Consider the following 21607-nt stretch of genomic DNA (forward strand, 5'->3'; position numbering starts at 1 on the left):
TTAAGCTGATCGAACGGATTATTGAGCGGGCTGATCGGGCAGGCACATTGGGCAGGCTGATCGAGCGGGCATGTTCCTGCGAGTCAGCTTCCTGCGGGTCACTGCTGAATGATCCGTTGATCGATTCGGCGACCATCGCAAGCCGCAATCTTCGGATTGCGGCTTTTTTGTTGGCGAGCGATGACAACAGGACAACCATCCTTGTTCGCGAATCGTTTTGTCGATTCGCGGCCCCCCGGTTAGCTGGATTTGCCGGGCTGAGTTGGCAAGTTCGTAGGACAGCGACACACCCCGCCTCGTCAAAAATGCAAAAGGTGTTTATTCTAAGGCTATCGGAATTTTGTTCCCTTAACCAAAAACACTCTGCATCTGATATGCCCAAACCAGCGAAACTTGCGCTCGAAGATGGTACCGTTTACGAAGGATACGCGTTTGGTGCCGAGGGGGAGGTGGCTGGGGAAGTCGTCTTCAATACGGCGATGACTGGCTACCAAGAGATTTTGACCGACCCAAGTTATCGCGGTCAAATCGTCACGATGACGTATCCCGAGATCGGAAATTACGGCGTCAATTCGATCGACATCGAGCACGAATCGCCGTCGCTTTCGGGCTTCATCGTTCGCTCGGACAGTCGAATCTTCAGTAACTATCGGGCCGAGGGCGACCTGCAGTCGTACCTGCAAAAAAACAACATCCTCGGATTGACCGGAATTGATACGCGAGCACTCGTTCGCCGGATTCGGACCACCGGAGCAATGCGGGGGATCTTGTCGACGAGCGACCTGAATGACGAAAGCTTGGTCGAGAAAGCCAAAGCGTCGCAAGGGCTGGTTGGCCGTGATATTGTTCGCGAAGTGATGCCGAAAAAGGCGATGTCATGGGACGAAAAGCTCGACGACTGGACTGAAACCGAAGTCAGCAAACATGATCGAACCAACAGCGGGGCGCATGTTGTTTGTATGGACTTCGGCATGAAATGGAACATCCCGCGTCACTTTGCATCGCGTGGAAACCAAGTCACGGTAGTGCCCGGCGACACGTCTGCCGACGAGATCATGAAGCAGAACCCCGACGGCGTGTTTTTGTCCAATGGCCCCGGCGACCCGGAACCGCTCGAGTACGCACACAACACGATCCGCGAATTGTTGGGGCAAGTTCCGGTATTTGGGATCTGCCTTGGCCATCAACTGTTATCGCTGGCCTGTGGCGCGAAAACATTCAAGCTGAAGTTCGGACATCGCGGTGTCAATCAACCGGTATTCGATATTCAAACCGGCAAGGTCGAGATCACGACTCAGAATCACGGCTTTGCGGTCGATGAGAAATCGCTTCCCGATTGCTTGGAAGTCACCCATCGCAACTTGAACGACGACACCGTCGCTGGTGTTCGACACCGCGAACACTCCGCCTTCGGAGTGCAATATCACCCCGAAGCCGCCTCGGGACCTCACGACAGCCACTATCTATTCGAGCGATTTGAAAAGCAAATCGCCAAGTAGGTGATGGCAGTGCCGCAGCCCGTAGCGAAAGTCGTGAAGACTTTCGTCGGTTGCACACGTGTTGTCGGAATTCCGCTCTACCATTGTCGCTCGGCTTTCCAAGCCGATTGCGGGCGTCGTGATTCGACGTCGCAGCGAGAGTGATGCCTGCGTTGCAAATGGTGCGTACGACGCGGGCGGTTCCAGCTTGGAAAGCTGGCCGACAATCGTGGCACAGCTTACGGTGCCGAAACTTTTGACAAGTTTCGCTACGGCGCACCATTGTCGCTCGGCTTTCCAAGCCGATTGCGTGCGTCGTGGTTAGACGTCGCAGCGAGAGAGATGCCTGCGTTGCACATGTTGCGTACGACGCAGGCGGTTCCAGCCTGGAAAGCTGGCCGACAATGGTGCCCCTGCTGACGGTGCCGAAACTTTTGACAAGTTTCGCTACGGGTACGTGACGCCGGTATTGTGCTTCACCTCCCCGAAACTTGTTTTGGGGAGGTCAGAGCGAGCGGAGCAAGCTCACCGGTGGGGCCTCGGGGTGTTAGAGATAGGTGGTTCGATTTAGCCGCCACGTAGCCCTCCCCGGAAAACTCGCTGAAGGCTCGTTTTCCGCCCCTCCCGTCTTCGCCGGGCGGGTGAGTTCCTTAGCGGACTCCCAAATCGGATCGAAACTTTCGACAAGTTTCGCTACGGCGCACCATTGTCGCTCGGCTTTCCAAGCCGATGGCGGGCGTCGTGATTGAACGTCGCAGCGAGAAAGATGCCTGCATTGCAAACGGGGCGTACGACGCGGGCGGTTCCAGCTTGGAAAGCTGGCCGACAATGGTGGCACAACTGACGGTGCCAAAACTTTTGACAAGCTTCGCTACGGGCACATGACGTCGGTATTGTGCTTCACCTCCTCGAAACTTGTTTTGGGGAGGTCAGAGCGAGCGGAGCAAGCTAACCGGTGGGGCCTCGGGGTGTTAGAGATAGAACGTTCAATTTAGCTGCCACGAAGCCCTCCCCGGAAAACTCGCTGAAGGCTCGTTTTCCGACCCTCCCGTCTTCGCCGGGCGGGTGAGTTCCTTGCGGAAAGATTGAAAAAGTTAAATTGACAATTGCAAATTGAAAATTGGGTGACGGCGCACCATTGTCGCTCGGCTTTCCAAGCCGATTGCGCGCGTCGTGATTCGACGTCGCGGCGAAAGAGATGCATACATTGCAAATGGGCGTACGACGTGGGCGGTTCCAGCCTGGAAAGCTGGCCGACAATAGTGCCCCTGCTGACGGTGCCGAAACTTTTGACAAGTTTCGCTACGGGCACGCGACGCCGGTATTGTGCTTCACCTCCTCGAAACTTGTTTTGGGGAGGTCAGAGCGAGCGGAGCAAGCTCTGGGTGGGGCCTCGGAGTGTTAGAGATAGATTGTTCGATTTAGCCGCCACGTAGCCCTCCCCGGAATACTCGCTGGGGCTCGTTTTCCGACCCTCCCGTCTTCGCCGGGCGGGTGAGTTCAATGCGGAAAGATTGAAAAAGTTAAATTGACAATTGTAAATTGAAAAATGAGTGACGGCGCACCATTGTCGCTCGGCTTTCCAAGCCGATTGCGTGCGTCGTGATTGAACGTCGCAGCGAGAGAAATGCCTGCGTTGCAAATGGTGCGTTTGACGATGGCGGTTCCAGCTTGGCGAGCTGGCCGACAATGGTGGCACAGCTGAGGGTGCCGAAACTTTTGACAAGTTTCGCTACGTGGAGGTCGACCCTCCCGTCTTCGCCGGGCGAGTGAGTTCGTTCGTGCCGGAACTCCGCTCCGATGTCTACCTAACTATCCAGTTCGGGGCGTTGGGGTCGCTTGGGACGGTTGTCTTCGCGTTGACCGCGACCGAAGCCACCACCGCCGCCAGGGCGTCGATCGCCGCCTCCGCCACGGAAACCGCCAGGCCGACCACCTTCGCCGCCGCCAGGACGTCCGCCACCGAATCGGCCGCGTCCACCGGCATCGTCATCCGCTTCCGATTTGGCAATCAGGTTGTCTGCAGGATTGACGCTCTCCCCTTCGTCCATCACGCAGTACAAATGCTTGTCACTTCGCAAAATCATACGACCGTCGCTGATCGCGGGAGTACCGCCGAACGATTCCGCATCCGAGGTAACGCGGTTAACACTGATCTGCTTCGGTTCGTCACCGAGTTCGAAGACGAACATTTGCCCTGGACCGTTGAGGTAATACATCTTCTCGCCTGCGATCACAGGCGATGGATAATCGAGCGAACCAAACCCGCCACCACCGCGCACCGCACCGTCAAGTCGCACTTGATCAATCTTGTCGCCTGACTTTGCATCGATGATGGTGACGACGCCATTGGCGATCGAGTACAGTCGTGACTTGTATTGAATGGGGGATGCAAACCTCGCTGAATCACTACCGCTCCATAAAATCGCCTCATCAGTCGTATCGCCCTCGCCGCCGACTTTCACTGCCACACTGCCGCCGCCGCGACCGGTCAACGCAAACGCCACTGGACCATCGGTGACGATGCTGGATTGAGCCTGATCGGCTCCCGTGGCGGCGCTGTACCAACGCAATTTGCCATTGCTGGGATCGAGCCCCCAAACTTCTTTCGCCACGCTCATCACAAGGTCCGTTCGCGAATCGTCAAGCTTCACCAGCGCGGGAGTTCCCCACATGCCATCAAGCCCCGATGCTTCTTGACGCCACACTTCTTTGCCGGTCGCTTTATCCAGTCCCACAATCGCTTGGCTTTCCGCCGACGCGGTTACGATCACCGTGTCTTCGTATACGATCGGACTTGACGCCGATCCCCACGCCCACGGGTCCGACTCTTTGCCCACATTCACGTTCCACAACTCGGTCCCATCAAGGCCGTAAGCGTGCACTCCGCTTTTACCGAAAAAGGCAAACACGCTTTTACCGTCCGAAACCGGAGTGTGTGAGGCGTAACCATGTGACGGCACCCCAACTCCGGTGTACGGGTCTTCGGGTAGCGTGGCGGCGACGTCTTTTTGCCAAAGCTTGGCACCCGTTTTCACGTCATAGCAGACCAGATGCCGCACCAAGTCTTTGAGGTCACCCGGATTTTCACGGCTCAATCCGTAGCCCGAATAACAGGTCACAAAAACCCGGTCACCAACGATGATTGGGCTTGAGACTCCCGCCCCGGGAAGCTCGGCCTTCCATGCCACGTTGGCTTTGGGGGACCACTGGGTCGGAAGCGGATCGGTATCGAGGCTGACGCCGGAGCCTTCGGGACCGCGAAAACGAAGCCAATCCTCCGCCGATAGCGTCGAACTGCAGGCGAGAAGGATAAGCGACGCGAGGAGTTTTCGTTTCATAACTGAACTTGAATAGGTGTAGAACGGCACTGCGGCGACCCTGGCGGCCAGGGTTTTAAACCTCGGTTATCACGCAGGGTTTCGCAGTGAATTCAAGTTCAATCGATAAAAACCTCGGATAGAGATGCAACGGTTGCCGGTTAGAACGCCGCCGCCAATCAAATGGACACGGAGGCCGCGCCGCCAATGACTTGCTCGGTAACCTTCACCCGAGCATCGCTAAAGGCTTGCTCGACCTCTCCCAAACTGCGTTTGGGAGAGGTGACAGAAAAGCCTGTGCAAACCTAGAAATAAAAGGCACTACGCCTGCTGACCTACTCGGCGTCCCACCATGCGTTGATCGCATCGGTCATCGATTTGACCTTTTGGGGATGCTCAGCGGCGAGATCGTTGTTCTCGTGCGGATCTTGCTTCAGGTTATACAGCTCTGGCTTCTCGCCCCGCATTCGGCTCGAAGGCAGAATCAACTTCCAATCGCCTTGGATCATCCAGCGGTAACGCAAGCTGGCGGCCGGATCGTCCATCGATTGAATGTCGTGCTCGAAGATTTCACCAAAGAGGGTATCGCGCGACTCGCGTTTGCTCTTATCCAACAAATTGATACCCGGCAAATTTCGGTCGGTCTCAACGCCGACCGCCGCCAACACGGTGGGCACGAGGTCGATCGACGACGCCAACGTTTCCTTGTCCATTTTGGGTGCGACGTGGCCTGGCCACTTGATCATGATCGGAGTTCGAGTGCCGCCTTCGTTGGGACTTCGCTTGCTGCGAGGTGCATAGCGGCTGGCGCTAAGCTCGTTGATCCATCCATTGTCGGTCACGTAGATCACGATTGTATTTTCAGCGAGCCCTCGCTCCTCGAGCGACGCAAACAACTGACCACAAGTTTCGTCAAACCACTCACACATCGCCCAGTACTTGGCCATTGGCAACGAGTCGGTTTTGGAGGTGTACTTATCCAAAATCCGCTGCGGTGGGTTGTGGGGTGTATGTGGCAAAAACGGTGCATACCAAACAAAGAACGGGTCGTCGTTTTCTTTGCAGCTGTCAAGAAACGAATCGATCGGTTCCATGCCAGTGCGTCCGATATTCAATCCTTTGTCGCCATGACGTCCATCTTTGTTGAAATCGCCCTGCGTCATCCCTTCGCTAAAGCCACCACGCCTGTAGTTTCCTTCCCACCATTTGCCGGTCTGCAGCGATCGATAGCCCAGCGGTGCTAAGTAATCCGGCAGCGTCTTCATATTGTCGATGTGCGACAGATAGGCTTCGCGATTCTTGACGTATTCGGGTTGCGTATGATTAGGGCGCTTTTGGCCCTCTTTCATTCCTTTCCAAGGTGGATCATTGCCAACGACACCATGTTGGTGCGGATACAGCCCCGTGATGATCGTCGAAAGCGATGGACGACACAGACTGGTGGGAACGTAGCCACGCGTGAACGTCAAACTCTCCGACGCAAGCTGATCCAAATGAGGCGTCTGAATCGCGTCGTGCCCCATGAACGAATAATCGCCCCACGCTTGGTCGTCGGATAGGATCATGACCACGTTGGGCTTGCTTTCTTGAGCAAGCGATATCGTGGCGACAAGTGAGAAGAAAAGCAAAGTTGCAAATCGAGAAAACCGAGCGAGCATGAACAAACCTAGCTACTGGAGGGAAACGGAAAGGGGGAGGAAGGGAGTGCGGCCAAACGAGGCCGGTGTTCTAAGGTAAAACTTCGACGATGATCGGATGGGTGGTCACGCCGCCATTGACATTGGCGTTCAAAAAGAACGAGCGGCGACCGGGAACCGAGGTGGGATCGGCGGTCAAAAAGAACTCTCGTTCGTTGCTGCCCGCCAAAATCAGCAAACCATTTAACCCGATGTTGTCAACGTAAACGCCTTGAGTGGCGTTTCGCCCCGAGTCTTCTTTGCCAAACGAAACCTCGTTACCAAAACCTGGCTTGCGTCTCAAACGCACACGCGCTGAAACGGTTTCACCACGGCGAACCTGCAAAACCCAAGTTTCATCTTCTGCCACATCATGATCCAAAGGATGCAAGCTGGGAATCACACTAGCCGCATCAGCAAGCTTGATTTTGCTCAATTGCCCCGCCGAGCGTTCGACATGCTGCCCCAGCACGTCTGCGGTCGCGACCACATCGACGCTGAACTCGCCGCTCCACTGGGCCACGTCCTTGTCGCTGATCGTTTCGGGGACCCACAGGGTTCCGACCGCTGATCGTTGGCCGGATTCAATCACAATGGGCGAGTTCGAAACCACCGAATTTGGTAAACCGTCGAGGGTGAACGTAACAGGGCCTTCAAAGCCGTCGACACGATCCACGCGAACGATAAATTCGCGACCAGTACCTTTGAAAATGGGGCCTTTCAATGGAGTGATCGACGGGCGGAAGCTCGGCGATGCCGCACGCACCGCCAACCGGTACTGAAACACCTCGCCTCCTTCGCCTCGAGTATCGGACAGCCGCACTTTGAAGGTACCATCATGGGGCGCCGCGAACAACAATCGACTGGCATTGCCGGCGATCCGCATGGGATCGTCATCATTTTCGTAGTACACATCAAACACGGGCAATCCATTCGCAATCGGGGTCTCATGCAAATCCAGTGGACGGACGACATATCCTGGTTCTCCCAACGCATGCGTGGTTCCGCTGGTCCCGAAATAGGTCCATCGTTGGCCTTCGCCCGGATACGTGTCGAACCCTGAATCGGGACCGCGTGGATGTTTCCACAATCGCGACACTTCGCCGGAGGAATAGAAGTAGTCACCCAAATTCATATCCTGCCAATTGAACACACGAAAATCATTCGACTGCATGCTGTCCTTACCGCGAAACGTGAAATACGATTCGCGAATGGCTTGCAACCGCGTTCGCAACACGGGTTGGTCCTCGTCGTCAACGATTGCAACGATCGGATCGATCGGACTGTTTCCAATCTTGTCCGCGTCAATCGCCCAAACTTCGCCTGCGTTGGCATGCCAAGCGTAAACGTCAACTTCGCCCGCCGCAGAGATCACTCCGCTAACCTCCGCACCGCGAGGAAGCGTTTTGCCATCGGATTCGCTGCGAACCGCAGGCGGATCAAGATCCATGTAGATCGGCGTGACCGGTTTTGCAGCAATGATTTGTTTGTCGGTCGACCGGGGCAACTTCCGGCTGACCAACTGACCGTTCATCAACGAGATCAGCACGGAATCGGATGCCGCGTCGAACGCGATGTCGGTCCCGGTATCGGGGACCGATTCGAGCGATGCGACTTGTTTCCATGTCCGAGTGTCAAGCAGTTTTACATTTCCCGATTGGCTCAGCACTGCCAAGTGATGCGAATCGGCTGAGAACGCGAAACCGACCAGCGGCGAATCATCAACAAACCGCGTGACAAGTAGCGGATTGATTGCAGCCGTGTTGATGCTCTTGAGTCGCCAAACACGCAGACGATTATCCGCACCGCAAGCGACAATCGACTTGCCGTCGGCGGTAAAGCCGACGGCCAACATCTCGTCTTCGCCCTGGCTGAGCGTGTCCAGCCGTTTTCCGGTTTCGACCTGCCAAACTTTGATCGTGGCATCGCCACTAGCACTGGCCAAAACCTTTGAATCAGGCGAAAACGCCAAGTCATAAATCGCGCCGTTGTGCCCGGTCAATTCATGAACGACCTTCGCAGTGTCACGACTCCATAATTTAATGACACGGTCATAGCCCGCCGTCGCTATCCACTTTTCATCAGGCGAAAAGACAGCCGAATACAACACATCGCGATGGCCGAGCATCTCGGATTCCAAGCTTCCATCGTCAATGCGATAAATCCCGGCGCGTCCATAGGCCCCGGTTACCCCGGATGCCACCAGAACCTGTTTTGCATCATGACTAAACGCAAGTGAATTGACTTTGCCGGGCAACGAATCGAGCTGTGACACCATCGCCCCGTCGGCACGCACGATCTGGACCGACGAAAAGCGAGCCAGTGCACGCAAACGCCCATCATCCGAAACCGCGATCGAGGTGATCGGACGTGCCGTGTTCGGATCGGGTTCGATTTGTGGTGTACGTAGCGTCGCTTTGATTGGCATGTCGCCATCCGGCCCCACGGCGCCCTGATCGATCCATGCGGCAATCGTCTCGATCTGATCCGCGTTCAACCCCGGCTCACCCTCGGGCGGCATGACAGGATCGATTTCGCCCTTGATCATCAACAACATCCGGCTGCTAGTCGCCGCCCCCGCTGTTACCGCCAAACCGGTATCGCCGCCATCAAGCAGCGCTGCATGGTCATCCAATCGCAAACCACCTTCGCTGTCGTCCGCGTTGTGGCAACCAACACAGTGCTTGTTCAAAATCGGCAACACGTCCGAGACAAAATCCACTGTGTCGGCAGCACTGACCGCGACACTCAACGAGATCAACAGCAAGAGAGAAAATAGGAAACGGATCATAGCGGTTCAAATGGCGAAAAGAACTTCAGGTCGTGTGGGCAGATTCAAGCAGTCTTCGGTAGTCGAACGGCCGTCAATGGTTGAATGTAAATTCGGTGCTCGTCAACACGCTCCAGGCAACGTCTTGCATCGCGGTACTAAGATCGTCGCCATATTCCGCTACAACGCTTAGCACACGCTCTCGCTCTTGATCAGATGGCGACCGCGACAGTGCAGCGACGAACAACGTGTCAATCATCTCGGACGGCGATTTTCCGCCAGCAATCATCTTGGCGATTCGATTGTTGGCGTCCGCTAGTTTTGGGTTTAACGTTTCGCCGTTGGACAGATGCAGCACTTGCACCATGCTCTGACCATCACTGCGTTCGCATTCACAAGTGATCTCGCGAGGATTGCGGCCAAACGTGTCGAGAAAATACGATGCGACGGCGGAATCATACAGCTCGATCGCTTTGGTTCCTGCGGGATAAAAGTCGGTCTTTTGCTTGTCGGCCCCCGGGAACGCGACCTGATCGAAATTAGATGCCGTCTGTAACGTTTGGTCGATCGCATCGAGCATCACTTCGGCCATCAGGCGGCGGGGGTAATAGCGACTCAGGTACTTCTGTTCGAGTTCATTTTCAGCGAGCGGGATACTGCTGCGTTGGTACGTCTCACTTTGCATGATCAGACGCATCAACTTCTTCAAGTCAAAATCGGCATCGATCACGTATTGGGCCGTCGCTGCTAACAGCGGTTCGTTGCTGGCGGGATTGCTCAATCGCAGATCATCCACTTGTTCGACCAACCCGCGACCGAAAAAGTTTGCCCACACACGGTTGGTGATCGAGCGAGCGAAATAGGGATTCGCAGGATCGGTCATCCAATCGGCAAGAACGATGCGTCGGTCCGATGGATCGTCGAATTCCAAGGGAGCCGCATCGAGCGGCGCGGGCTGCTGTGGCTTGCCACGATTCGGCTGGATCAGATCCCCAGACGTCGCCACGTACAGCGTACGCACACCGTCTCCGTTACGACTGTCCCCGCCCCAACCCTTGGCACGCACCCGCGCGAACAAATTCGCCATGGCGTAGTACTGGTCGTTACTCCATTTTTCAAGCGGATGGTTATGACATTTCGCACAACCGATCGATAACCCCATGAATGCTTGGCAAGCGTTCTCGGTCATCTCTTCAGGTGTTTGGTGCAACGCGTAAAAGTTGGTCGCACCATTTTCGTTACTCAATCCCGAGGCCGTCAGGATCTCGCGAACCATCTGATCCCACGGTTTATTTTGTTGAACCTGGTCGCGGATCCATTGGTAATAGGTTTTGACCGCGATCGGACGCAGCCGTGTGCCATTGACGAGCAAGATGTCACACCATCGATAGGTCCAATAGTCAACATAATCATCACTGGACAACAATCGCTCGATCAAACGATCGCGTCGTTCGATATCGGGGTCCGCCAAGAAGATTTCGCGTTCGGCGAGACTTGGCAAACGCCCGATTGAATCGAGCGTCGCGCGGCGTAGGAATGTCTCGTCGTCACATCGCGGCGAAGGACGCAGGTTCAGTGTTTTCAATTGGGCAAGGTTCAGATCGTCAATGAAATTTCGCCGCTGCGACGTCACGTACACCTCGTCGGCAACTTCGTAAGGATAGGGCACGGTCATTCGCGCCAATGCGACTTTGCTGCCAAACCACACCAACACCGCGGCTTCACCACAGCCGACCACGTCGACGATGCCAGATTCATCCACCGTCACGATCGCTTCATCGGTCGCCGAGAAGACGGCCCAATGAGTCACGTCAACGACGCGACCATCGTCGTAATGTGCATTGACAAGCACTCGCGTTCGATCACCGGGTTGCAGCATGCTTGCCGCCGGAGTCACCGAGATGCTTTCCAAACGTGGATCGTCCTCGCGTGGCCCCGCCGCCCCCGCTGCGATCCAAGACGACAAAACTCGGTAATCACGTGACTCGGTATCGATTCGCAGCCCCCCTTTATGTGGCAACGCGCCACTCGGTTTGGCGATCAACAAACTACGACCAGGATCCGACAACTCGACACGACGCCCCTTGGCTTCTCGTGTGATACTGAGGAAGTCCGATTGGCTGTCGTAACCACGCAGCGAAAGCCGGAATCCCCCCTTGCCTGCCAACGCGCCATGGCAAGCACCGGTGTTGCAGCCCAACCGAGACAACACCGATTGAACATCGTTGCGAAAACTCCACTGGTGAGGATCATCGAACCCATCGACGGTGACTTCGGTTGTCGACACCGCATCGCCAACGCGAGCGGTGATCGTTGTCGATCCGTTGCCGGTCGCAACCGCGACGTTGTTTTTGATCGCGACGACCTCTGGATCACCAGAAGTCCACTGCACATGGTCATCGATGATAGCAGCGGGGAATGGATTGGAATCGGACCGCTGAACGACCATCAATTGTTGCCGTCCTTCGCTGCTAGAGAGCGTGAACGATTTCGGCAGCACCGCAATCTCATCGGCCGCCATCGCGATCTGCGAGACCACGGCAGCGAGCAACAAGAGGTGCAAGCGATTCGGGATGATCATGGTTGCGATAGTTTTTTTATGAACTGGGTGGATTGCCCATCGGGCCGGTTTAAAACGTTGGAACAAATTCGGAGCGTTGATTTCCGCCGTCATTGCGACGCCAGCGACCTCGAAATCCGCCAGCCATTTTCCATTCGAACCGCGAGTCGTCGTCTCGATCGCAAAGCGACTAACGACCATTCGCCGGCCACGGTTTCTATGCGAACAGCTCTTTGATCTCGCGGACTCCGAAATCAACCAAAGGAAACGGTCGTCCGGCGGGGCCGGGCAGTTCGGCATGCAGTTTGAGTCCTAGACTTTTGAAGATCGTGGCGATCACTTCGCCGGGATTCGCCGGTCGATCTGCGGGCACCGCTCCCATCGGGTCACTCGCTCCGATCGCACGGCCGCCCTTGACGCCACCGCCAGCAAAGGTGCACGAGAAACATTGGGGCCAATGGTCACGTCCGCCTGCGGGATTGACTTTGGGAGTCCGGCCGAACTCAGCCAAACCACAAACCATCGTGTCATCAAGCATCCCCCGCTGCGCCAAATCGGCGATCAATGCCGAGTAGGCCTGGTCGTACATTGGGGCGACGATGTTCTTCATCCCTTCGATCGTTGTGAACGGCTTGCTTCCGTGGATATCCCAAGTGACTTCGTTGAATACCGTTAAGAAGGTATTGATCGTAACGAATCGGACTCCGGCTTCGATCAACCTTCGCGACAACAAACAACATTGTCCAAAGCGATTCATTCCGTAGCGTTCACGTACCGCCGTCGTTTCCTGCGTCAAATCAAACGCCTCGCGAGCTTGCGGACTGCTCATCAGCCGATAAGCCGATTCAAAGTTTTTGTCCATCATCTTGGCCGACTCAGACGCTTCGAGCTGCATCATCCGTCCCTCGATCGCATCGCGCATCCGACGACGGCGATCGATTCGCACATCACCCAGAGTCGAAGGGGGAAGCAAATCGGGGACCTTGAAGTTCGCCTGACTGGGGTCGGCCATCAGTGCGAAGGGATCGAACGCTTTGCCCAGAAATCCGCCCGCTTGGCCGTTTGGCAAATTGCCGCCACCGCGGCCCATCGTTTCAGGCAAAACGACATGGGCGGGCAAGTCACTACGGCGGCCTTGTAGATACTGGACCACCGCTCCGGCGTGAGGATAGTTCACGCCGCCGCTGAATTGACGTCCGGTTTGCATCATCTGCCAACCCGCGTCGTGAACCGCGGCAGAGGTGTGGTAACACGACCGCACGATCGAGAACTTGTCCGCCACCTCGGCGTGCTTGGGCAGGATCTCGGAAAGTTGAAAATCGCCGCGAGTGGAAATCGGTTTGAACGGGCCTCGCACTTCGGCGGGGGCTTCCGGTTTCATGTCGAATGTGTCGACTTGACTGGGCGCCCCGAGATTAAAAATCATGATGCAGCTGCGTTTGTCACTGCTGCGATCGACCGCTCCGATTTCTTCCGCCGCCAATAGCTCGGGCAAACTCAACCCGATCGCGCCGAGCGTGCCGACCTGCAAAAAGTCGCGACGCGATATGCCGTCACAAGTGTGTGCGATACCACGCGAGGTTAGATTTAACATCGGAAGTCGTAGGGAGGTGGGAGATTGGGGAAGGAGCAATCTGTGTCACACCACCGCAACGTTCCTGCATCAACGACAACGACAACATCGCTTGCAACGCTAACTGCAACGACGTTAAGACGCGAGGTACGGCCGCGTGACGCACCTTATTGTAATGCCTGTCCTCACTCGTCTGCAAAGTGCTTTCGCAAAGATCGCGAAAATCTGCCCAAATAGTGCCGTTTTGACCGGGCCGGAAGGGGCCTGCCGCCTATGTTTGGCTGTCCCTGGGATCCTGCTGGGATCCTGGCTTGGAAAGAGCGGCGTTTGCGTTGCGTCATTACGCTCGCCCGAGAATGGAGGCTTGACGTCCCATTCGAATCACCACCTTCTAGCGAAGGTAGCTACGAAAAAATGTACGGCACAGTGTACGCCACAACCTACGCCACGAGGCCCGGCCGGTTGCGGCGGGCAAAACGTTCGAAATTGACCGGGCGCCGCCCCACGCCGCTCCGCTATAAAGACCCCGCGGTTCGGGCGAAAGCCGACGGCGTCTCGAAGTTGCCTGCCGGCGAGACTGCGTTCCCAGACAAATGCCTGGGAACGAACGTCCCGCGGTCGAATTAGGCGACTTCCCAGCCTTTGCGATACTCTTTCTTGATGTACTGGTCCGCTTCGGGGCAATTGGTGGCCTTGAGGGCCTTGGCGTCCCAATCGAGTTGTTTGCCAGTACGATAGGCAACGTTGCCTAGCAGAACCGATTCAGTCAACGCGCCCGAGTAATCGAAGTTACACAGTGTTGGCGAACCGTCTTTGCACGCCTTGATCCATTCGGCGTGATGTCCGATCGAATCAGGAATCGTTTTCGGCGGCGGAGTGAAGTCCGAGAACTTGTCTTGCGGGAACAACTTATAGTTCGAGTAGTTCGCGTACATGTGGCCGTTGCTGCCGACAAACATCACGCCACTGCCAGGAACGCGTTCGCCCGCAACCTCTTTCGGAGTCAGGTTGCCGTCGTACCAAGTCAAGTCGACGCCGGGCATATCGCCTCGAGCCGGGAACTTGTATTTGACTTTCAAACCCAGCGGGCAGGTTTCCGGATGAACCTCGGGCCCTTCGGCTTCACACGAGGTGGGGTGACGCAGATTCAATGCCCAGAATGGCAAATCCATGTAGTGACATCCCATGTCCCCAAGCGTTCCTTGGCCAAAGTCCCACCAACGACGCCATTGGGCCGGATGGTAACGACCGGCTGCATACGGACGCTCTGGAGCACCGCCGAGCCAGAGATTCCAGTCGAGATTCGCAGGCGGCTCTTGTCCCACTTCGGGACGTTCGCCCCCGCCCCAACCTTTGCCGACCCAAACGTGGACCTCTTTGATGTCGCCCAGCACGCCGGCTTGGACGATTTCGACGACACGGCGATAGTTCGGTTCCGCATGGATTTGCGTTCCCATCTGCGTTGCCACCCCCTTGGCCTTGGCCGCTTCGGCGATCACGCGTGCTTCGTGAATCGTGTGGGTCAACGGTTTTTCACAGTAGCAGTGAAGTCCCGCGTTGATGGCACGCAGTGCCGCCGGGGCGTGATGATGGTCGGTCGTTCCGATCACGATGCCGTCGGCTTTGTCAGCTTCGTTTGCGATCATCTCGCGATAGTCGGCATACAGTTTGGCATCTTTGAATGATGCCGCTGCGCGATCGAGATAGTTTTTGTCGACGTCACACAAACCGACGATGTCCTGACTTTTGACACCATCAATATCCGCAGCCGCACGGTTGGCGGTTCCAACACAAAGCAATTTCAGTTTACTGTTGGCCGAGGTGGATTCGGCTGCAGGCAATTCGCTGAACACGCCCGCTGCCAAGATGCCGGCACTGGTCGTTTGCAGAAAGCGACGACGATTCGGCGACGCCACAGGCGACGGTTTTCGAAACGCAGGAGTGTTGGGCGTTTTCTTCATTTCAAAAAATCCTAAGGAAGTGGTGGGCTGGTCTGGAGGGTCTGTGGAACGGTACCTCCGAGCAAGATACTCGAAGCCAAACTTCAATTCCACATTATTGTATCGCCCAAATCGACAACGATGTTGGCTTTACGATGAATGTTGACTTGGCGGCTGAAAATCAACCCACCAGTGCTGTGTCCACGCGTCGCCACCCGCCCCGCCAATGGGGGCAAGGCGAAGTCAATAGACTTCTGCGGTCCATCGTCCAAGGGCGTTCGCTGCGGAAGGCTAAGGTCGCGAAACTTGCATTCAGGGGTCGCAGAAGGTTGGCGACCGCAGCGTAACCGCATCCCTTTTGATCACGCGGGACCATAAACGCGGGTAGTGATAAAAACGGAGTCCCCCGCCGCCCGAGGGTGTTGTCGCAGCCCGTGACCATCCGCGTTTTTGCGTGGAATAACAAAATCGAAGAATGCCGAAAAAAAATTTCGGCAGGGGTCGATCCACTTGGTCTCGCCCCGCCACGATCCGCCACTCCAGCGATTCTTTCCCGTTACCCCCCTCGGTTTGTAGAACGACGACACTCATTCAGGTACGATCCAAGAGGAACACCTCGTCATCACCGCTCCCTCATTTCGTGTGGTTCTTATCAATGCGATCACTCCTAGCTCATTCACTCGTCGTATTCATTGGTCTCACTGCGGTCCTTGATCGGGCTGGCGTTTTTGCCCAAGAAACTCCAGCGAATCCGGCGACGCAAACGGATACCGATTCAGGAGAAGTGGAAACGCAGTGCGAATACACCGCCACGCCTTCGCCCCTTTTCTATCAAATCAAACTGAAAGCGGATTACGGTGCATCGTCGGAAAAATTGGATTTGGAGGGGATCCTGGTTTACGAGCTGACGCAAACCGATGGCGATACGTTGTCGATCGAGTGCGAGTGTCAATGGAAACGCAATTCGAACTACCGCGGGGTTTACCGAGATCGTGTGTTCCGACTTTTGTCACGGTTGCCCAGTGGTCGAGCTGCCGCGTGCGAGATCGACAGCAAGGGCAAACCGATTCAGGTCTCGCGGCCGGCTTGGATATTTGGTCTGCCAATCGATCTCGGACGAATCGCGTTTCCGCAATTGAGTGCCGATGACCAATGGAAGATCACCCAACCTGTCTCGCTGGTCCAAAGCATTCACGTTTACAACCAACTTCAACTGATTGAAGTGTCACCGGAAATCAAAGATCCATTTCGATCGCATCGCGCCGTTTCGCGAGCAGACACAACGTCCGAGAAAATCGCACTCGCTGTGATGCAGCGACAATGGATCGACAAAGACGATCCGGTGCCGACGTTTCGAGAATCCTATTCGATTGACGGCAGCGGACTGAATCCTCAAATCGAGGTCACGGGGGATCGCGAAGTCGCCTTCGCGCGAGAGCGTGGATCGGTGGACTCGCTGAAACTTTCGCTTCGCATTGTCTGGAAGGAACCCAATCACGAGATCACCGTGCCTTGTTCACTCGAGTTGCAACGGCTACCCGAAGAGGAAATCGTTGCGTACAAGCAAGCGAAGGAGAAATCGGCAAAGGAACAAGAAAAACGACTTGCCGAACACGCGGCAATGCAGCAGACGGTGCCCGACGTGACCGAACGAGACCGGGTGATCACCACGCTGAAAACGGCAGACCAGTCTGTCTTTGATTTGATGGTCAGCAAGTTGTATGGCGAAAAAGTGGCTGACGATCCCGAGATGGCACGGGTGCTGTACGATCAATTCTTTGAACGCGACCGCCTGCCATATCATACGGTCAATGTGATCAAAAATCTCGATCCTTCGTTAGAAAAAGCGGCCACGATCGCCTCGAAATATGCCGCCTCGTACAGTTCGTTCGATATCAGCTTGACGGGCGATTTGATTGACGAGGATACCCCACTAAAACGAAATCAAATTGTCTGTTACCCCGACAGCAGCCGCTACAAAGCGGCACGTTTCTACGGGGCCGTTGACGAAGTATTGGTGCTGGAAACACGGGACCGCGACCCCAAATTGATCGCGATCAAACGAGCCGTCTGCCGCTTGCCCGCTCCGGCCATGATCGACCCCAATGCGGCAACCAGCGAGTGAACGTGATCGTTGTCGACGATAGTTGACGGCGCTCGCTGACAGCGAGCGCGGACGAATCGCCCCGCTGCAGCACCGCTGTAGTACAATCGAACGCATCAAAACTTCCGCCTGCGAATTCATCCTATCTCCCCAGGGATCACAGTTATGGTTGCTCTTGTTCGTGTGTGTCTGCTTGCCGTCTCGACATGGCTCGTGACGGTCCCGTGGGTTGCGGCAGCGGATCCTGCGCGACCAAACATATTGATCGTGACGGTTGATGACATGAGCGCCGATTCACTCGGTGTGTACGGCTGCGAACTATCGGAAACGTCGCCCAGCATCGATGCGTTTGCAAAAACCGCGTTGCGGTTCGAGCATGCTCATGTGTTGGTCGGCAATTGCATGCCAGGCCGCAACATCATGTGGTCGGGACTATATTCTCACGTCAACGGTGTCGAAGGATTTCGGCAAAACAAGTCGCCCGACTATCCGGTGTTGTGCGATTTGGCAAAGCAGGCTGGTTACTTTGCCGGCATCCGTGGCAAAGTCCCCCACTCGACTCCGTACACCCCATACGCCTGGGACGCGGTTCTTGACACCGACGCCAACGGCAAGAAGCACCATAACAAAGATGCCGCAAGCTATGGTAAATCGACCGCCGATGGAATTCGGATGGCAGAGCAAGCGAACAAACCGTTTTGCTTGATGGTCAACATTTCGGATCCCCACAAACCGTTTTACTCGGGACCACGCGATGCGAACCAACCCTCGCACACATTCGCCGCCGAAGAGGTTCCCGTTCCTGGGTTTCTGTTTGATGACCCGTTGGTGCGAGAGGAACTCGCCCTCTATTACTCGTCGGTTCGTCGAGCGGACGATTGTTTTCGCGAGATCATGTCAGCGCTCGACGAATCGGGGAAAGCGGACACAACCTTGGTCATGTTTTTGTCGGACCACGGCATGCCGCTGCCCTTTGCCAAGACACAGCTCTATTATCACAGCACGCACACGCCGCTGATGGTCCGATGGCCCGGTGTCACGCGCCCCAATTCGAAAGACTCCACTCACATGGTTTCGGCTATCGATTTCTTGCCGACGCTGCTTGAAGTGATGCAGCAGGATCATCCTACGCCAGAGATCCTGCACGGACGCTCCTTTGCTCCGCTGCTGCGTGGCGAAACGCAATCCGATCGCGACTTCGTCATTTTGCAATACAACGAGAACGCTGGCCGGAACCGACATCCAATGCGAGGCATCCAGACTCGCGAGCATTTGTACCTGTTCAATCCATGGAGCAATGGCAAGCGAAAATTTGCCACCGCAACCACCGGTACTGTGACGTATCGCCAAATGATCAAACGTGCCAAGCAGGAATCTGACATCGCGGCAAGATTACATATGTTTGACCATCGAGTCCTCGAAGAACTGTACGACTTGAAAAATGATCCCGATTGTTTGGTCAATTTGATCGACAGCCCTGCAGCACAACAAACCGTGCAATCATTGCGAAACCGATTGACGTCGTCTCTGAAACAGATGAACGATCCGGTTGCCATGGTGTTGCAGTCGCACGACGATGTCTCGATTCGCGAAGCTTTCATGGCAAAGGAAGACCAGCTAACCAATGCATCGAAAGGCAAGCGAAAATCGCAATCACCGCGTCAATGACGGCAGTTGCGTTTCGTACGTTGGGTTCGTTCGAGTGTGGATTCTTGCGTCCTGTGTAAATCACACGTTCTGGCGAAAGTTGCATGCGATAACAACGCTCAGCGATCGTCTGTCGATGTCAGTGCCGCGCCGCAATGAGGACAAAACGCACTTGCATGTGGGATGGCAACATGACAGCTCGGACAATCCAGCGACAGTGGCTCGTGCGTTGGTTGCGACGTTGCATTCGTCCTGCGGACGAAAATCACCATGGCAATCACAAGCACGAGCGGCAACACCAGCACGCCCAAGATCAACATGATAATGACGATTTCAGCGGCGCCCGGCATTCCAAATGAAGTCACGAAGAGGATCCTTATTTTAGTCGAGTGTGAACCGCGGTCCGCCGTGGGTTATCGGACCCGATGAAGCCGGCTTGGTTTATCCGCGTGCTCGTCGTGGCAATGCATCCGCGATGCGTGTATTACGCAATCGTTTCCTAACGCACGGACGCTTGTGCGATGCGAATGCTTTCCCGCCATCGCATTTCCCGCGATGCGGGACATGCCGCTTTGCCTTGCGACGGAGCGGCTGCAATCAGACTACACAGCGGATGCCCCTTGGAAATGAACGCGGCATGCTGGGGAACATCATAACACTGGATGCCGTCCATTTCTGCTCGCGCAAGTTCTTGGCGATCCAAGTTTCCTGATTTGCGTGCGAACACAACTTTTTTCAGAAACCGCGGTGTCACTTCGACGTTTTGCAATAGCCGCGTTCTTACCTCGGCAAGCGATGGCGAATCGATTTCGTTTTCAAGATGAGGAAACTGGATTCTGCATGTCGATCCGATCAACGATTGGCATGGCCCAATCACATTTCGGCGAATTAGACTTCGCTCGATCAATTCGCTTGACGCGGTCCAACGCGGATTGATTTCCAGCAACCACAGCCGCTGCCATGCATCAACGATCACATCGATACCGAACAATCCCTTCAGCCCTGTGTTAGTGACCAGGGTGTCGCCCAGCTTGCACAGCGTTTCGGTTTGCTGGGCGGTGAGCGAAACGGGACCATACGAGCCACCGTAAACAAACGGGAACGGCGGCTTTCGCGTGTGTAGTGAACGACACACGCCGAGCATGATCGTTTCGTTACCGTCACTCAGGTAGGATGCACCGAACCGCTTGCCGGCAATCCACCGCTGATAAATATGCGAGTCAGCGTCGGACGCTTGATCGGCGTCGACGATCCCCGAAGGCGGGCAATCTGAACCTGGGCAATCTGAGCCAGGGCAATCTGGCGATGCACAATTTGGGTCGGGGCGATCCGAGACCCAGCGGACGTGGATGCCGCCGCTGCCCGAAGCATCTTTCCAGAGCCATCGCTCTCCCGTCGACGTAATCCGCTGGCGAACAAACCGCGTGGACGCTTTACCGGCTCGCAGCGTTAGGGGGAATTTTATTCCTGCCGCAGCGACCAAATCAGCCAAGAAGTCGGGATCCCGTAGCCGCATGTCGGCGGTCGAGCGAGCGATTAGGGAATCGACAGCCGGATCGGAACAAACCTCGCTCGACAAACCGCCGACCTGAAGCACCGACGAAGCCGCCCCGCTTGGCACATCATGAAGACGTAACGCGGCATGAAGACGCAACGCGGTGGCACCGGCAGCGGTGGTGGCACCCGCGGCTGCCGTCTCGATCGGAGGCGAAATCAACTCAAATTGATCGCACACGGATCGACAATCGCTATCTCCGAACAAATCGAACCCGACGACACTCAATCCGGCTCGGGCGGCCGATTGTGCGGCCGCTCGCACACTAGCCCCGACAAGCGTTAGATTCGGCCGCGAGCTGTGATTTTTCAAGGGTGTCGTTCCAGGCGAGCGAATGGGGGGAGTGGTCCTAAATCAGTGGATCTGGTACCGTTCCCGTTGCTTTGGATTGCCGTTGCGAATTGACTTCGGCGTCCCAAAACATCAAATACATCACATGGTGTCCTTCCTCAACCCTACAACTTCCCAACGGAGTCCCCTTCCATGCAGTTTAACATTGGAGAAGCTTTAGTCGGCGATGGTAACGAAATCGCACACATCGACTTGATGATCGGCAGCAAAAACGGACCGGTTGGAGCTGCGTTTGCCAACGCATTGTCGAACCAGAGCGAAGGGCACACGAACCTGCTAGCCGTTCTCGAGCCCAACGTTGCCGTCAAACCGTCGACCGTCATGATCACCAAAGTGACGATCAAAGGGATGAAACAAGCAGTCCAAATGTTTGGCCCGGCTCAAGCCGCCGTCGCCAAAGCCGTTGCCGATTCGGTCAGCGATGGCGTGATTCCGAAGGACCAAGCCGAGGACCTCGTTTGCGTTTGTGGCGTGTTCATTCACCCCCACGCCGAAGACGACGAAAAGATTTACAACTACAACTACGAAGCAACCAAGCAAGCACTCGTCGCTGCAATGAACGGAAAACCGACGGTTGACGAAATGCTTGCGAAAAAGGACTCCGCTGCTCACCCTTTCAAAGGCTTCTAGTCA

The 21607-nt window shown here is 55.7% G+C and carries 12 protein-coding genes; 4 read left to right on the top strand and 8 right to left on the bottom strand.

Annotated features, from left to right (window positions below; translation table 11 throughout):
• Nucleotides 1-374 precede the first annotated feature (374 nt).
• Complete coding sequence (gene carA / locus ABEA92_RS04960; protein ID WP_345682696.1) at nucleotides 375-1499, top strand: glutamine-hydrolyzing carbamoyl-phosphate synthase small subunit; 1125 nt, start codon at nucleotides 375-377, stop codon at nucleotides 1497-1499.
• 1787 nt (nucleotides 1500-3286) lie between these two features.
• Here carA and ABEA92_RS04965 read toward each other — a convergent pair.
• From ABEA92_RS04965 to ABEA92_RS04990, 6 genes are all read right to left on the bottom strand, one after another.
• On the bottom strand, nucleotides 3287-4819 hold the full coding sequence (locus ABEA92_RS04965) for an outer membrane protein assembly factor BamB family protein (RefSeq protein ID WP_345682697.1): 1533 nt from the start codon (nucleotides 4817-4819) through the stop codon (nucleotides 3287-3289).
• Between the two features lie 314 nt (nucleotides 4820-5133).
• Nucleotides 5134-6456, bottom strand: a complete 1323-nt coding sequence (locus ABEA92_RS04970) for a sulfatase family protein (RefSeq protein ID WP_345682698.1) — start codon at nucleotides 6454-6456, stop codon at nucleotides 5134-5136.
• 70 nt (nucleotides 6457-6526) lie between these two features.
• Nucleotides 6527-9265 (bottom strand): WD40 repeat domain-containing protein, encoded by a 2739-nt coding sequence (locus ABEA92_RS04975; protein ID WP_345682699.1) that lies wholly within the window; start codon nucleotides 9263-9265, stop codon nucleotides 6527-6529.
• A 73-nt stretch (nucleotides 9266-9338) separates the two neighbouring features.
• On the bottom strand, nucleotides 9339-11825 hold the full coding sequence (locus ABEA92_RS04980) for a DUF1549 domain-containing protein (RefSeq protein WP_345682700.1): 2487 nt from the start codon (nucleotides 11823-11825) through the stop codon (nucleotides 9339-9341).
• A 196-nt stretch (nucleotides 11826-12021) separates the two neighbouring features.
• A complete protein-coding gene (locus tag ABEA92_RS04985) occupies nucleotides 12022-13398 on the bottom strand; it encodes a DUF1501 domain-containing protein (protein WP_345682701.1) in 1377 nt (458 codons plus the stop codon).
• 602 nt (nucleotides 13399-14000) lie between these two features.
• Nucleotides 14001-15338 (bottom strand): Gfo/Idh/MocA family protein, encoded by a 1338-nt coding sequence (locus ABEA92_RS04990; protein ID WP_345682702.1) that lies wholly within the window; start codon nucleotides 15336-15338, stop codon nucleotides 14001-14003.
• Nucleotides 15339-15972: 634 nt separating this feature from the next.
• Between ABEA92_RS04990 and ABEA92_RS04995 the strand changes: the two genes are divergently transcribed.
• Both ABEA92_RS04995 and ABEA92_RS05000 read left to right on the top strand, forming a co-directional pair.
• Nucleotides 15973-17442: a hypothetical protein gene (locus ABEA92_RS04995; RefSeq protein WP_345682703.1), complete on the top strand. Its 1470-nt coding sequence runs from the start codon at nucleotides 15973-15975 to the stop codon at nucleotides 17440-17442.
• A gap of 144 nt (nucleotides 17443-17586) precedes the next feature.
• Nucleotides 17587-19089: a sulfatase family protein gene (locus ABEA92_RS05000; protein ID WP_345682704.1), complete on the top strand. Its 1503-nt coding sequence runs from the start codon at nucleotides 17587-17589 to the stop codon at nucleotides 19087-19089.
• Nucleotides 19090-19187: 98 nt separating this feature from the next.
• On the opposite strand, the gene ABEA92_RS05005 is transcribed toward ABEA92_RS05000, so the two are convergent.
• Both ABEA92_RS05005 and ABEA92_RS05010 read right to left on the bottom strand, forming a co-directional pair.
• Nucleotides 19188-19433 (bottom strand): zinc ribbon domain-containing protein, encoded by a 246-nt coding sequence (locus ABEA92_RS05005; protein ID WP_345682705.1) that lies wholly within the window; start codon nucleotides 19431-19433, stop codon nucleotides 19188-19190.
• 134 nt (nucleotides 19434-19567) lie between these two features.
• Nucleotides 19568-20935, bottom strand: coding sequence for an ATP-grasp domain-containing protein (locus ABEA92_RS05010; RefSeq protein WP_345682706.1), 1368 nt, complete (start codon nucleotides 20933-20935; stop codon nucleotides 19568-19570).
• A 171-nt stretch (nucleotides 20936-21106) separates the two neighbouring features.
• On the opposite strand from ABEA92_RS05010, the gene fae reads away from it, so the two are divergent.
• Nucleotides 21107-21604 carry a formaldehyde-activating enzyme gene (gene fae / locus ABEA92_RS05015; RefSeq protein WP_345682707.1) on the top strand — a complete coding sequence of 166 codons (498 nt, stop codon included), beginning with the start codon at nucleotides 21107-21109 and terminating at the stop codon, nucleotides 21602-21604.
• Nucleotides 21605-21607: the final 3 nt, after the last annotated feature.

Source organism: Novipirellula caenicola (assembly GCF_039545035.1).
Lineage (GTDB): Bacteria > Planctomycetota > Planctomycetia > Pirellulales > Pirellulaceae > Novipirellula > Novipirellula caenicola.

Bases quoted from the DNA above. Each gene is read 5' to 3' on its own strand.
- carA (WP_345682696.1), top strand. From the start codon at position 375: ATGCCCAAACCAGCGAAACTTGCGCTCGAAGATGGTACCGTTTACGAA.
- ABEA92_RS04965 (WP_345682697.1), bottom strand. From the start codon at position 4,819: ATGAAACGAAAACTCCTCGCGTCGCTTATCCTTCTCGCCTGCAGTTCG.
- ABEA92_RS04970 (WP_345682698.1), bottom strand. From the start codon at position 6,456: ATGCTCGCTCGGTTTTCTCGATTTGCAACTTTGCTTTTCTTCTCACTT.
- ABEA92_RS04975 (WP_345682699.1), bottom strand. From the start codon at position 9,265: ATGATCCGTTTCCTATTTTCTCTCTTGCTGTTGATCTCGTTGAGTGTC.
- ABEA92_RS04980 (WP_345682700.1), bottom strand. From the start codon at position 11,825: ATGATCATCCCGAATCGCTTGCACCTCTTGTTGCTCGCTGCCGTGGTC.
- ABEA92_RS04985 (WP_345682701.1), bottom strand. From the start codon at position 13,398: ATGTTAAATCTAACCTCGCGTGGTATCGCACACACTTGTGACGGCATA.
- ABEA92_RS04990 (WP_345682702.1), bottom strand. From the start codon at position 15,338: ATGAAGAAAACGCCCAACACTCCTGCGTTTCGAAAACCGTCGCCTGTG.
- ABEA92_RS04995 (WP_345682703.1), top strand. From the start codon at position 15,973: ATGCGATCACTCCTAGCTCATTCACTCGTCGTATTCATTGGTCTCACT.
- ABEA92_RS05000 (WP_345682704.1), top strand. From the start codon at position 17,587: ATGGTTGCTCTTGTTCGTGTGTGTCTGCTTGCCGTCTCGACATGGCTC.
- fae (WP_345682707.1), top strand. From the start codon at position 21,107: ATGCAGTTTAACATTGGAGAAGCTTTAGTCGGCGATGGTAACGAAATC.